7 protein-coding genes and 2 pseudogenes are annotated in these 13,447 nt (G+C 66.8%); 5 read left to right on the top strand and 4 right to left on the bottom strand.

The window, feature by feature from the left end:
* Positions 1-5: 5 nt before the first annotated feature.
* A pseudogene (gene tpiA, locus Q0480_RS08210) lies at positions 6-545 on the top strand (triose-phosphate isomerase); the annotation flags it as partial.
* Between the two features lie 213 nt (positions 546-758).
* Here the strand turns inward: tpiA and Q0480_RS08205 are convergent.
* Positions 759-1,199, bottom strand: a pseudogene (locus tag Q0480_RS08205) (DUF3108 domain-containing protein); the annotation flags it as partial.
* Between the two features lie 137 nt (positions 1,200-1,336).
* On the opposite strand from Q0480_RS08205, the gene meaB reads away from it, so the two are divergent.
* On the top strand, positions 1,337-2,332 hold the full coding sequence (meaB, locus tag Q0480_RS08200; protein WP_299131941.1) for a methylmalonyl Co-A mutase-associated GTPase MeaB: 996 nt from the start codon (positions 1,337-1,339) through the stop codon (positions 2,330-2,332).
* A gap of 352 nt (positions 2,333-2,684) precedes the next feature.
* Here meaB and gltA read toward each other — a convergent pair whose 3' ends face one another.
* Together gltA and gltX are read right to left on the bottom strand one after the other, a co-directional pair.
* On the bottom strand, positions 2,685-3,983 hold the full coding sequence (gene gltA / locus Q0480_RS08195) for a citrate synthase (protein WP_299131940.1): 1,299 nt from the start codon (positions 3,981-3,983) through the stop codon (positions 2,685-2,687).
* A 100-nt stretch (positions 3,984-4,083) separates the two neighbouring features.
* Positions 4,084-5,514 (bottom strand): glutamate--tRNA ligase, encoded by a 1,431-nt coding sequence (gene gltX, locus Q0480_RS08190; protein WP_299131939.1) that lies wholly within the window; start codon positions 5,512-5,514, stop codon positions 4,084-4,086.
* 72 nt (positions 5,515-5,586) lie between these two features.
* Between gltX and Q0480_RS08185 the strand changes: the two genes are divergently transcribed.
* From Q0480_RS08185 to Q0480_RS08175, 3 genes are all read left to right on the top strand, one after another.
* Entirely contained in the window at positions 5,587-7,713 is a 2,127-nt protein-coding gene (locus Q0480_RS08185; RefSeq protein ID WP_299131938.1) for a ComEC/Rec2 family competence protein, read from the top strand.
* 99 nt (positions 7,714-7,812) lie between these two features.
* Positions 7,813-9,438: an alpha-amylase family glycosyl hydrolase gene (locus Q0480_RS08180; RefSeq protein ID WP_299131937.1), complete on the top strand. Its 1,626-nt coding sequence runs from the start codon at positions 7,813-7,815 to the stop codon at positions 9,436-9,438.
* 6 nt (positions 9,439-9,444) lie between these two features.
* A complete protein-coding gene (locus tag Q0480_RS08175) occupies positions 9,445-12,318 on the top strand; it encodes a DNA methyltransferase (RefSeq protein ID WP_299131936.1) in 2,874 nt (957 codons plus the stop codon).
* A gap of 106 nt (positions 12,319-12,424) precedes the next feature.
* Here Q0480_RS08175 and Q0480_RS08170 read toward each other — a convergent pair whose 3' ends face one another.
* Positions 12,425-13,429: an ATP-binding cassette domain-containing protein gene (locus tag Q0480_RS08170; protein ID WP_299131935.1), complete on the bottom strand. Its 1,005-nt coding sequence runs from the start codon at positions 13,427-13,429 to the stop codon at positions 12,425-12,427.
* Between the last annotated feature and the right edge of the window lie 18 nt (positions 13,430-13,447).

Raw genomic sequence — 13,447 nt, 5'->3', positions numbered from 1 at the left:
GGAAGATGAACGGTCTCACCAGCGATGCCTTGGCGCTTGCAAAGGATGTCGCGGCCGGCATGAGCCAGGCCGGCTGGTCGGACCGCGAACTGCTCGTCTGCCCGCCGGCGACGCTGGTGATGGCGGTAGCCGGAACGGTCAAGGGCAGCGGCCTGATGGTCGGGGGCCAGAACTGCCATGCCAAGGCAAGCGGTGCCCATACCGGCGACATTTCGGCGGAAATGCTGAAGGACGCCGGCGCCAGCCATGTGATCGTGGGGCACTCCGAGCGCCGCAGCGACTGTGGCGAGACCGATATCATCGTGCGTGCCAAGGCCGAAGCGGCGTGGCGTGCCGGTCTGACGCCGATTGTCTGCATCGGCGAGACCCTGGCCGAGCGCGAGGGCGGCAAGACCCTGACCGTGCTCGAAACGCAGCTCAAAGGCAGCGTGCCTGCAGGTTCGACGGCAGCGAAGCTCGTCGTTGCCTACGAGCCGGTCTGGGCTATCGGCACCGGCAAGACTCCCACCGTTGCCGAGGTGGCCGCAGCCCACGCGCATATTCGCAAGGTGCTGGGCAGCCTGATGGGCGACGCCGACGCCGTTCGGCTGCTCGGCATAGACGAGCTGGAACGGGAAGTCGCGCTGGCTCGACAGGGAATGCGCCTCGCCCTCGACCCGGGCGTACTTGCCGTCGCAGGTGAAGGTGTCGCCTGTGTCCCGCGCGGGTTCGAGCCGCAGGCGCGACAGGCGCGAGCCGTCGAAGACCATCAGTGTCTTGTCGCAGAGCTGGTCCCGCGGCAGGTCGCGCAAGACGGCGAAGGCGGCGGCGATCGGATCGAGCGTGCCCCCCTGCTTCGCCGGGTCCGGCGCCTTCTTGCGCGCGGGCTCGACCGAAACCGACGATGGCACCCCGTCCTTCCATTCGATGCGGGTCCGCCGGTCGGTGCGGGGCGTCACCGAATGCGCCTGAAAGAGGCTCGGCACCGGGGCGCCGTCGCGGGTCAGCTGCCCCGAGGAGCTGCCGTCGTAGGAGAGCGTCACCAGCGCGCCGACGAGGCCCGCCGCGTCGATCCGGCTCTTCGCCTGATAGGCGCCCTTTGTCTCGGACAGGTCGAGCCGGGCCTCGCCCGCCTTGATCCCGGCGATATAGAAATCGAAGATCGCCGTTTCGGCGCCGGCGGGCGCGGTGATCGCCGCGGCGAGCAGGGCGCCGCCCATGGCGGAGCGGAGATACGGCATCGGCGAGCCTCGCGCGTCAGGAAGGAATGAGATCAAGAAGGAGCGGGACAGTCGTGCGCGGGTATGCCAAACAGGCGACGGAACGCCAAGACCGAAGTGGAACGCGATGGTGAAGCTTGCGTGATGCACCCGATCCCGCCGTGCTGGCCGAGGGCGTCGCCGCCGGCGAACGCTGGGCGCTGGCGCGCGCCATCACCCTCGTCGAATCCACCCGCGCGGACCATCGCGCCGCGGCGCGCGAGCTGCTCACGCGACTCGGGCCGGGGCGCGGGGTGGTGCGCGTCGGGCTGACCGGCACGCCCGGCGTCGGCAAGTCGAGCTTCGTGGAAAGTCTCGGGCTGCGGTTGATCGAGGCCGGCAAGCGGCTCGCCGTGCTCGCGGTGGACCCTTCGTCGGCGCGTTCGGGTGGCTCGATCCTCGGCGACAAGACCCGCATGGAGCTGCTGTCCCGCGACCCCCGCGCCTTCATCCGGCCGTCGCCGAGCCAGGCGAGCCTTGGCGGTGTCGGCCGGCGCACGCGCGAGGCGATCCCGCTGGTCGAGGCCTGGGGCGCCGACGTGATCCTGGTCGAGACGGTCGGCGTCGGTCAGTCCGAGACCATGGTGGCGGAGATGACCGACATCTTCGTGCTGCTGATCGCACCCGCCGGGGGCGACGAACTCCAGGGCGTCAAGCGCGGCATCATGGAGATGGCGGACCTCATCCTCGTCAACAAGGCGGACGGCGAGTTGCGCGCCCAGGCGGAGCGGACGCGGGCGGACTATACCGGAGCGACACGGCTGATTCGGCCGCCGGCGGGCGATCCGCCGGGCTTTCCCAAGGTACTCTGCGTCTCGGCGCTGACCGGCGACGGTCTCGATGGCGCCTGGGGGGCGGTGGAGGAACTGGTGTCCGCGCGGCGGGCGAACGGAAGCTGGGACGCGCGGCGGCGAGAGCAGGCGGTCTCCGCCTTCAGCCGGACGGTGGAATCCGGGTTGATCGCCCGACTGGCCGCCGATCCCCGCGCCGCGGCCACGCGCGCGCGGTTGGTGGCGGAGGTCGAGGCGGGCCGTATCGTCCCCGATCTGGCGGCGGAGATCCTGCTCGACGAGATCGCGCTTCGGAAGGGCTGATCCGGCGAGTACCGGACATTCAACCACCGCCCGAAACGACGGATCAGGTGAAGTTCGCTCCTCCCGGCCAGAGAGCCGTCGCCAGCCAACGGCCGAGCAAGACGCGGCCGGCCGAGGGACGTGGCCCGACCTGCCGATTTCGACTTGGCCCAGGTCAGGATTCGGGATCGAACAAGCCAGAGCGGACGATCCGGCGGAGCCGGCGCGTCCGCTCCAGAGTCTTGATTTAACGCAATATCTTGAACATCAGACGATTCCGTCTGGTCGGATATTGCTCTGGACCGGGGCTGTGTCCAGCCCCGGTCGCTCCGCCTCCGCGCTCACCCGCGCGGGCGAACCCTGGTCCGGGGCGTCAGCGCTTCTCGACGTCCACGTAGTCGCGCTGCGTGTGCCCGGTATAGAGCTGGCGCGGGCGGCCGATCTTCAGCTCCGGCTCCTGCAGCATTTCCTTCCACTGCGAGATCCAGCCGACCGTGCGCGCCAGCGCGAAGATCGGCGTGAAGAGCGAGGTCGGGAAGCCCATCGCATCGAGGATGATGCCGGAATAGAAATCGACGTTGGGATAGAGCTTCTTCTCGACGAAATAGGGATCCTCGAGCGCGATCCGCTCCAGTTCCTTCGCCACCTGCAGCGTCGGGTTGTTCTCGATGCCGAGCAGGCCGAGCACCTCGTCGGCGCTCTCCTTCATCACCTTCGCCCGGGGATCGAAGTTCTTGTAGACCCGGTGGCCGAAGCCCATCAGGCGGAAGGGGTCGTTCTTGTCCTTGGCCTTGGCGATAAATTCCGGGATGCGGTCGACAGACTTGATCTCGCGCAGCATCCGCAGACAGGCCTCGTTGGCGCCGCCATGCGCCGGACCCCAGAGACAGGCCACGCCCGCCGCGATGCAGGCGAACGGGTTGGCGCCGGAGGAAGAGGCGAGGCGCACGGTCGATGTCGAGGCGTTCTGCTCGTGGTCGGCGTGCAGCGTGAAGATACGATCCATCGCCCGGCTGAAGATCGGATCAACGACGTAATCCTCGGCCGGAACCGAGAAGCACATGTTGAGGAAGTTCGAGGCATAGTCGAGGTCGTTCTTCGGATAGACGAAGGGCTGTCCGATCGAATACTTGTAGGCCCAGGCGACGATCGTCGGCATCTTGGCGATCAGCCGGATGGAGGCCACTTCGCGCTGCCAGGCGTCGCTGATGTCGGTCGAATCATGATAGAAGGCCGACATGGCTCCCATCACGCCGCAGACGATCGCCATCGGATGCGCGTCCCGCCGAAAGCCGCGGAAGAAGTAGCTCATCTGGTCGTGCAGCATCGTGTGGCCGGTGACGCGACCCTCGAAATCCTCGAGCTGGACGGCGGTGGGGAGTTCGCCGTAGAGCAGCAGGTAGCAGACTTCGAGGAAATGCGACTTCTCGGCCAGCTGCTCGATCGGATAGCCGCGATACAGGAGCTCGCCCTTGTCGCCGTCGATATAGGTGATCGCGCTCTCGCAGGAGCCGGTCGAGGTGAAGCCCGGATCGTAGGTGAAGACCTTGCCGTCGGCATAGAGGCGACGGATGTCGATGACGTCCGGCCCGATCGTCCCGGAGTAGATCGGCAGATCCAGCGTCTTGTCGCCTATGGTCAGTTTGGCTGTTGGATTAGCCTGATTGGTCATTGCATCTTCCCCTGTTTTCGCGCCCCTCAAGGTCGGGCGTCATTAACACTACGCAACCTCGCGATCAACCTGAGCAGCCCCGGGCACAAGGCTTCGGGGCTCAGGTCTTCGAACTCAAGGCCGCGCAATCCTCCAGCCGGGCAAGTGCCTCTTCTCGACCGAGAATCTCCATCATGTCGAAAACGCCCGGCGATATCGTTCGGCCAGTCAGGGCCGCGCGCAATGGTTGCGCGACCTTGCCAAGTCCAAGCGATTCCCCCGTTGCGTAGTTCCGCACCGCCGCCTCTATATCATTCCGCGTCCAGCTCGTGTGTTGCAAGCGCGAAATCACCGCCGCCAGGGTATGGGGCGGCACGGCGGCCAGCGCCTTCGAGGCGGCCGCGTCGGGAACGAAGGGGCGATCCGCCAGAATGTAGCGCGCCATTTCAAGCAGTTCAGGTATGGTTCTCGCCCGTTCTTTCAAGCCCGGCATGCCACGCAGCATCAACCCGCGCTGGATTTCGGTCAGCGTCGGCAGATCCCGCGCATTGAGATAGGACTCCACTTCGGCCAGCAGATCGGCGTCGGCCATCACCCGCATGTGCTGGCCGCTGAGGTTTTCGAGCTTCGAGAAATCGAATCGGGCGGGCGCCTTGCCGAGGTGATCGAGGTCGAACCACGCGATCGCCTGCGCCGTGGTGAAGAACTCGTCGTTGCCGTGGCTCCAGCCAAGCCGGGCGAGATAGTTGCGCATCGCCTCCGCCAGAAAGCCCATGTCGCGATAGGCCTCGACCCCGAGCGCGCCGTGGCGCTTGCTCAGCTTGGCGCCGTCGGGCCCATGGATCAGCGGGATATGCGCGAAGGCCGGAACCGGCCAGTCGAGCGCCTGATAGATCAGGGTCTGGCGCGCCGCGTTGGTCAGATGGTCGTCGCCCCGGATGACATGGGTGACGCCCATGTCATGGTCATCGACCACCACCGCCAGCATGTAGGTCGGCGTCCCGTCCGAGCGGAGCAGGATCAGGTCGTCCAGCGTTTCGTTGCGGAACCGCACCTCGCCCTGCACATGATCCGTGATCAGCGTCTCGCCTTCGCGGGGCGCGCGCAGACGCACGACATAGGGCGCGTCGGGCCAGCTCGCCGGATCGGCGTCGCGCCAGGGCGAGCGGAACAGCGGCGGGCGCCCCTCGGCCTTGGCCTGTTCGCGGAACGCCTCGATCTCCTCGACGCTGGCATAGCAGCGAAAGGCGGTGCCCCGTGCGATCATCTCGTGCGCCGCCTCGGCGTGCCGGTCCATGCGGGCGAACTGGCTCGTCGCCTCGCCGTCCCAGTCCAGGCCGAGCCATCTGAGCCCGGCGAAGATCGCGTCGGTCGCCTCGGGTGTGGAGCGCGCCCGGTCGGTATCCTCGATGCGCAGCAGGAAGGTGCCGCCACAATGCCGCGCATAGAGCCAGTTGAAGAGCGCCGTTCGGGCGCCGCCGATATGCAGAAAGCCGGTCGGCGACGGGGCGAACCGGGTAACGACGCGCGTGTCGGGATCGGCGGGGGGCATGCCTTAACTCCGTGGAAACCATCGTTGGGCGAGGGTCGTCTTAGGCGATTTCTCGACCGGAGAACAAGGGACGTGGCCGCCGACCGGATCGCCGCGATCATCGAGGCCCAGGGACCGAACCTCGCCCTCTGGGTGCCCGTGCTGTTCGCGGCCGGGATCGCGATCTATTTTTCACTGCCGTTCGAACCCGCGCCCTGGATGCTGGCGGCGATGGCGGGCGGGCTCATGGTCGGGACCGCCACCTGCTTCCGGCTCGGGCCCATGGGGCGGGTGCTTCTCATCGGCGCGATGCTGCCCGGGCTCGGGATCGTCGCCGGCGGCCTGCGGTCGATCATCGTCGCCGCCCCGGTGATCGGCTACGAGCGCACGGCGACCGTCGAGGGCAGGGTGATCGGTCTTACCCGATCGGCCTCGAACCTGCCTCGCGTGCTGCTCGACCAGGTGGTGATCTACGGGCTCGACCCGTCGAAGACGCCCGCGACCATCCGCGTCTCCCTGGCCGAGGGCACGGACCCCGCGATCCTCGCGCCGGGCAAGCGCGTCACCGGCGTCGCGCGCCTCTCGCCGCCGGGTGGCCCGGGCGAGCCCGGCGGCTTCGATTTCCGCGCGATCGCCTGGTTCGACCGGCTCGGCGCCGTCGGCTATGCCCGGACCCCGATGCTGGAGGTTGAGGGCAGCGACGCCTCGATCTTCCACCAGATGGCGTTTCGTGCCCGCATGGCGCTGTCGGCGCATATTCAGGCTTTGGTCCCGGGGCGGAACGGCGCGTTCGGATCGGCGATCCTGACCGGCGACCGCTCCGGGATCGACCGCGAGGTCGAAGCCGACCTGCGGGTCTCGACGCTCTACCATCTCGTCTCGATCTCGGGCCTGCACATGAGCCTGCTCGCGGCGGCGATCTTCGCCATCGTCCGCTACGGGCTGGCGATCATCCCCTGGTGCGCGCTGCGCTGGCCGCTGAAGAAGATCGCCGCCGTCTTCGCGCTGATCGGCGGCGCGGCCTATCTGGTGATCTCGGGATCGGACGTCGCGACGCAGCGATCCTATGTCATGACGGCGGTGGTGCTCGTCGCGGTGCTGCTCGACCGGCCGGCGATCACCCTGCGCTCGATCGCGCTCGCCGCGCTCGTCGTGCTCTCTCTGGCGCCGGAGAGCCTGACGCAGGCCGGGTTCCAGATGTCCTTCGCCGCGACCATCGCGCTCATCGCCGGCTTCGAGGGGTTGCGCGGGCTCACCTGGTGGCAGGCGACGCAGACCGATCGGCGCTGGCGGTTCGCCAGGCCGGTGATCGGCATCGCCATGACCTCGCTGGTCGCGGGCACCGCCACGGCGCCGATCTCGGCCTTCCATTTCAACACGCTGGCGCAATATGGCCTGCTCGCCAACCTGCTCGGGGTGCCGGCGATGGGGGTGGTGGTGATGCCGGCGGCGGTGGTCGGCCTGATCCTCGCGCCCTTCGGCCTCGACTGGCTGCCCTTCACCATCATGGGCTGGGGCATCGGCTATATCCTCGAGGTGGCCGCCTTCGTCTCGGGCATGGGCGGCGCGGTGGTGGGGGTGAAGTCGGGGCCGGGGATCAGCCTCGCGCTGCTGATGCTCGGCGGTGTCTTTCTCGTCCTCTGGCGCGGCCGCGCGCGCTGGGCCGGGGTGGCGCCGATGGCGCTCGCGCTCCTGCTCTGGGCGCTGTATCCGCGCCCCGATGTGATCGTCGCCGACAATGGCCGGCTCTTCGGGGTGATGACGGCGGAGGGGCGGGCGCTGAGCGTCGACAAGGGCAACAACTACGCGGCCGAAAGCTGGCTCGAGAATGACGGCGATACCGCGACCCAGGCCGAGGCGGCCGCCCGCGGCGCCTTCGACCGTCGGCGCGCCCGGATCGAGACCGAGGTGCCGGGCCTCGGGCCGATCGTCTATGTCGGGGCGACGGATCAGGCTTCGGGTGCGCGGGAATGCGCGGCGGCGGCGGTGCTGATCGCGCCGAAATGGTACGCTCGCCCGTCCGGCCGCTGCCTCTTCATCGGCGCCGCGACGCTGCGCCACGAGGGCGCGCAGGCGATCTGGATCGACCGGGGCCACATGACCGTCGAAGGCGCCCTCGCCAATACCGGCCGCCCCTGGACCCGCGACCCGGACGACGGGCGGCGGCGCCGCGACCCCGGGAAGGAGGAGCCCGGCCCGAAAAGCGTCGCCTCGCGCTAGCGGGGCCGGCGCGGACCGGCGACGCGCATCGAAACGCTTTGAACCCCTTCCGGCCGCGCGCTAGGGTGCCGGTCCGGCATCCATATATCGGGGGAGTCCATGGCGGAATGGTGGCGCGGGTCGGTGACCTATCAGATTTATCCCCGCTCGTTCCAGGACGCGAATGGCGACGGCGACGGTGATCTGGCCGGCATCACCCGGCGGCTGCCCTATCTCGCCGATCTCGGCGTCGACGCGATCTGGCTGTCGCCGGTCTTCGTCTCGCCGATGGCCGACATGGGCTATGACGTGTCCGACTATACCGACATCGACCCGCGGTTCGGCTCGCTCGCCGATTTCGACGCGATGGTCGCGCGGGCGCATGAGCTCGGGCTGAAGGTCATCATCGACCAGGTGCTGTCGCATTCCAGTTCGGAGCATCCGCATTTCATCGAGAGCCGCGGGAGCCGGGACAATCCGAAGTCCGACTGGTACGTCTGGGCCGATCCCAAGCATGACGGCTCGCCGCCAAACAACTGGCTGTCGATCTTCGGTGGCGGCGCCTGGCAGTGGGAGACGCGGCGGCGCCAGTACTATCTCCACAACTTCCTGGCCGAGCAGCCGGATTTCAATTTCCACAATCCGGATGTTCAGGACTGGCTGCTCTCGACCATGCGCTTCTGGCTCGACCGCGGCGTGGATGGGTTCCGGCTCGACACGGTGAACTTCTACTTCCACGACAAGCTGTTGCGCGACGATCCGGCCGACTTCCGCGTCAAGGACAAGCCGGAATGGAATCCCTACGGGATGCAGTACCATCTCTTCTCGAAGAACCAGCCGGAGAACCTGCCGTTCCTCGAACGGATGCGCAAGCTGCTCGACGAATACGAAGCGCGGGCGATGGTCGGCGAGATGGGCGAGTCCCATCACGCGATCCGCATGATGGGCGAATACACCACCGGCAAGCGGCTGCACAAATGCTACTCCTTCGAGATGCTGGGCGACGGCTTCTCGGCGGCGCATTTCCGGAGGCAGATTGACGAATTCTTCACCGGCGCTCCGGGCGGCTGGCCGACCTGGGCCTTCTCGAACCACGATGTCGTCCGGCATGTGACGCGCTGGTCGAAGCAGGGGCTGAGCGACGAGGCTCTGGCCAAGCTCGCCGGCGCGCTCCTTCTGTCGCTGCAGGGGTCGATCTGCGTCTATCAGGGCGAGGAACTCGGCCAGACCGAGACCGATCTCGAATTTTTCGAGCTCGACGACCCGCAGGGCAAGCGGTTCTGGCCCGAGAACAAGGGCCGCGACGGCTGCCGTACGCCGATGGTCTGGGACAATGCCGAGGCGAGCAGCGGCTTTTCCACCGGGCGCCCCTGGCTGCCGATCAAGGGACCCCAGGCCGCGCGGCACGTCGCGGGGCAATTGGGCGACCCGGACTCGGTGCTCGAACTCTACCGCCGGATGCTCCGCCTCCGCCGCGAGACCGAGGCTCTGCGCACCGGGCGCACGACCTTCTTCGACACCAGCGAACCCGTCCTCGCCTTTCTGCGCGGCGCCGAGGTCATCTGCGTCTTCAACCTCTCGCCCGAAACGCACGAGGTCACCCTCACCGGCGCCGGCGCGCTGGCGATCTCCGAAAACGCCGAACGCACCGGCGACAGGCTGAAGCTCCACCCCAACGGCTTCGCCCTCTTCGAAGCGGTGGGCGAGGTGTCCGTCGCCGACGGCCCCGCCGCCGCCGTCTCCTGAACACGCATGACACCGCTTGAGTTCATCGCCAAATGGCGGCCGGTCGCCCTCAAGGAACGCTCGACCGCGCAGACCCACTTCAACGACCTCTGCCGCCTGCTCGGCCTCGACGACCCGGTCGCGGCCGACCCGACCGGCGAGTGGTTCACCTTCGAGAAGGGCGCGACGAGGACCGGCGGCGGCGAGGGCTGGGCCGACGTCTGGCGCAAGGAGTGCTTCGGCTGGGAGTACAAGGGCCGCCACAAGGACCTCGAGGCGGCGTACCGCCAGCTCCTCACCTATGCCGTCGCGCTCGAGAACCCGCCGCTCCTCGTCACCTGCGACACCGACCGCATCGTCATCCGCACCAACTTCACCAACACGGTGCAGGAGACCCATACCCTCGCCCTCGACGACCTGCTGGACGGCGCAAAGCGCGACCTGTTGCGCGCGGTCTTCACCGAACCCGACCGCCTGCGCCCGAAGCGGACGCGCGACGCGCTGACGGCGGAGGCGGCGTCGAAGTTTTCGCTCCTCGCGCTGCGCCTGCGCGAGCGGGGACACGCGGCGGCGACGGTGGCGCATTTCGTCAACCGGCTGGTCTTCTGCATGTTCGCCGAGGACGTCGGCCTGCTGCCCGAGCGGCTGTTCCAGAAGATGCTCGAAGCCTCGCGCCCGGCCCCGGCCGAGTTCGCCGGCCACGCGGCGCTCCTGTTCGCGGCGATGAAGGACGGCGGCCGGGTCGGATTCACCGCGGTCGACTGGTTCAACGGCGGGCTGTTCGACGACGCGACCGCCCTGCCCCTCGAAAAGTCCGACGTCGACGACCTGCTCGAGGCCGCCCGCCTCGACTGGTCCCAGATCGACCCCTCGATCCTCGGGACGCTGTTCGAGCGCGGGCTCGACCCCGGCAAGCGCAGCCAGCTCGGCGCGCACTACACCGACCGAGACAAGATCATGAAGATCGTCGACCCGGTGATCGTGCGGCCGCTCCTCGCCGAATGGGCCGAGGTCCGCGACCGGATCGAGGCGCTGCTCGCCGCGGCGCCGCAGGCGACGGCGGAACGCCTGCTCCGCGGCGCCGACCTCGCGGCGCGGACGCGGGCGGTCAACGCGGCCGAGGCGCTGCACCGCGGCTTTCTCGACCGGCTGAAGGCGTTCCGCGTGCTCGACCCCGCCTGCGGCTCGGGGAATTTCCTGTATCTCGCCCTGCGGGCGCTGAAGGACATCGAGCACCGTGCCAACCTCGAGGCCGAGGCGCTGGGCCTGCCCCGCGGCTTTCCTGAGGTCGGGCCGGAGGCGGTGCGCGGCATCGAGCTCAACCCCTACGCCGCCGAGCTCGCCCGCGTCTCGGTCTGGATCGGCGAGATCCAGTGGATGAGGGCCAACGGTTTCGAGGCCTCCCGCAACCCGATCCTGCGGCCGCTGGAGACGATCGAGTGCCGGGACGCGATCCTGAACGAGGACGGGACGCGGGCCGAATGGCCGGACGCGGACGTGGTGGTGGGGAACCCGCCGTTTCTGGGGGGCGGCAGACATATCCGTGAGCTTGGTGTGACATACACGTCCGCCCTCCGACAAGCATTTCGCGGGATCGTTCCAGAAAGCGCCGATTTAGTGACGTATTGGTTAGCACAATCTCTATCAACTGAGGAAGGGACAACCCGGGTCGGGTTCGTGACAACAAATTCTGTGCGATCGTCCTTCAGTAACGTTGTACTCGTAAAGTTCATTGCGTGCTTCGATTTGTATGCCGCATGGTCCGACGAAGCGTGGGTCGTTGAGGGCGCCGCAGTTCGCGTGTCGCTGATATGTGGTTCGCGGGAACCTGTAGATAGCCGCGAACTGGATGGAATGCCGGTAGCGTCAATTTCTCCCCGTCTCAACACCGGTGGAAGCACTCCAGCGAAGATCCACAATCAAGACAGATACATTTTCCGAGGCCCTCCGAAGATCGGCCCATTTGATGTTTCCGGACAGACAGCTAGGCAGTGGCTGAACGAGCCACTGAATCCCAACGGACGGCTCAACTCGGATGTACTGCGCCCAATTTGGATTGCAAACGACATCGTTAGGCGTCCTGCGGACAAATGGATCGTAGATTTTGACAACATGAATCGCAGAACTGCCGCCCTATACGAAAAGCCTTTTTCTCATGTCCGAGAATTTGTCTATCCTCTTCGCTTGCAAAATCAGCGTGCGTGGCGACGTGACAACTGGTGGCTGCATGGAGAGACTGTGCCAGCCCTTCGTTCTGCGATGTCTTCAATACATCGTGTAATCGTAACGCCGATGGTATCTAAGTTTAGGGTGTTCGTATGGATGCCAGTTTCGGTGCTCCCAGATCAGAGGCTGATGATAATTGCGAGAGACGACGATGCCTCTCTCGGCATTCTTGAGTCCAAGATTCACTACTTATGGAGCGTTGAATACTGTTCGTGGCATGGCGCTGGGAACGATCCCGTTTACAATGCGGGGAGCGTATTCTCGACCTTCCCCTTCCCCGAGGGCCTGACCCCCGACATTCCCGCCGCCGACTATGCCGGAGACCCGCGGGCGCAGGCGATCGCGGCGGCGGCGGCGGAGTTGAACGCCAAGCGCGAGGCGTGGCTGAATCCCGACGATCTCGTCGTGCGGGTGCCGGAGGTGGTGGCGGGGTATCCCGACCGGGTGCTGCCGAAGGACGAGGCGGCGGCGGTGGTGCTGAAGAAGCGGACGCTGACCAACCTCTACAACGCGCGTCCGGCGTGGCTCGACCATGCCCATGCCCGGCTCGACCAAGCCGTCGCCGACGCCTACGGCTGGGGCGACGACTGGCGGGCGGGGCGGATGGGGGAGGACGAGATCCTCGCCCGGCTGTTCGCGCTCAACCAGTCCCGAACCGCCGCGGCGGCGCGTTAACCTTTCGGCCCTGGGCGCGCCGGCGCCGCATGGTTTCTGCATGGAATGCGCATGGAATGTGCATCGAAGGAAACGCCATTAACCCTTGGGATTCCTCGGACTCCGGTCATTGCATCGGGCGGCCTTTTTCGTCGAACCGATGCAGGTTCTCCTCCAGCGGGCGGATGCCGATGCGGGCGCCATAGGGGATGGCGGTCTTGCCCTCCTGACGGACCAGGATCGGTTCGTCCGCGCCGATCTCGACGAAGAGATAGTTGTCCGAACCGAGGTTCTCGGCATGGACCACCTCGCCCGACCAGACCGGGCTCGCATTGTCGACGACGATATGTTCCGACCGGATGCCGAGCGTCTGGCAGTTGAAGGCCTTCGCGATCTTGCCATTGACGAAGTTCATCTTCGGGCTGCCGATGAAACCGGCGACGAAGATCGAGTTCGGCTTCTCGTAGAGTTCGGTCGGGGTGCCGACCTGCATCACCAATCCGTCGCGCAGCACGCAGATCCGGTCGGCCAGCGTCATGGCCTCTACTTGGTCGTGGGTGACATAGATCATCGTCACATTGTTCATGCTGTGGTGCAGCTTGGCGATCTCGAGCCGGGTCGCCACGCGCAAGGCCGCGTCGAGGTTCGACAGCGGTTCGTCGAACAGGAAGACGCGGGGGTTGCGCACGATCGCCCGGCCGATCGCCACGCGCTGGCGCTGGCCACCCGACAGCTGCTTTGGCAGGCGGTCGAGCAGATGGTCGATCTGCAGGAGCTTCGCCGCCTTCTCGACCCGGGTCCGGATCTCGTCCGCCCCCTGGTTGGCGAGCTTCAGCCCGAAGGCCATGTTGTCATAGACCTTCATGTGCGGATAGAGCGCATAGCTTTGAAAAACCATGGCAATTCCCCGCTTTGACGGCACGAGGTCATTGACCCGCTGGCCATCGAAGACGAGGTCGCCGGAGCTGATGTCTTCAAGCCCCGAGATCAGGCGCAGCAGCGTGGACTTGCCGCAGCCGGACGGGCCGACGAAGACCATGAACTCGCCGCTGCGAATGTCGAGATCGACACCCTTGATCACATCGACCGCGCCGTAGGATTTACGGACATCCCTCAGTTGAATTTCGGCCATGTCTGTCGGACTCCCGGT

This window comes from uncultured Amaricoccus sp., from assembly GCF_937891315.1.
Lineage (GTDB): Bacteria > Pseudomonadota > Alphaproteobacteria > Rhodobacterales > Rhodobacteraceae > Amaricoccus.
This window is presented reverse-complemented; position numbering and strand designations above follow the sequence as displayed.

Coding starts and splice junctions, on each gene's coding strand:
- Q0480_RS08170 (WP_299131935.1), bottom strand. CDS start 13,429: ATGGCCGAAATTCAACTGAGGGATGTCCGTAAATCCTACGGCGCGGTC.
- Q0480_RS08175 (WP_299131936.1), top strand. CDS start 9,445: ATGACACCGCTTGAGTTCATCGCCAAATGGCGGCCGGTCGCCCTCAAG.
- Q0480_RS08180 (WP_299131937.1), top strand. CDS start 7,813: ATGGCGGAATGGTGGCGCGGGTCGGTGACCTATCAGATTTATCCCCGC.
- gltX (WP_299131939.1), bottom strand. CDS start 5,514: ATGCCCCCCGCCGATCCCGACACGCGCGTCGTTACCCGGTTCGCCCCG.
- gltA (WP_299131940.1), bottom strand. CDS start 3,983: ATGACCAATCAGGCTAATCCAACAGCCAAACTGACCATAGGCGACAAG.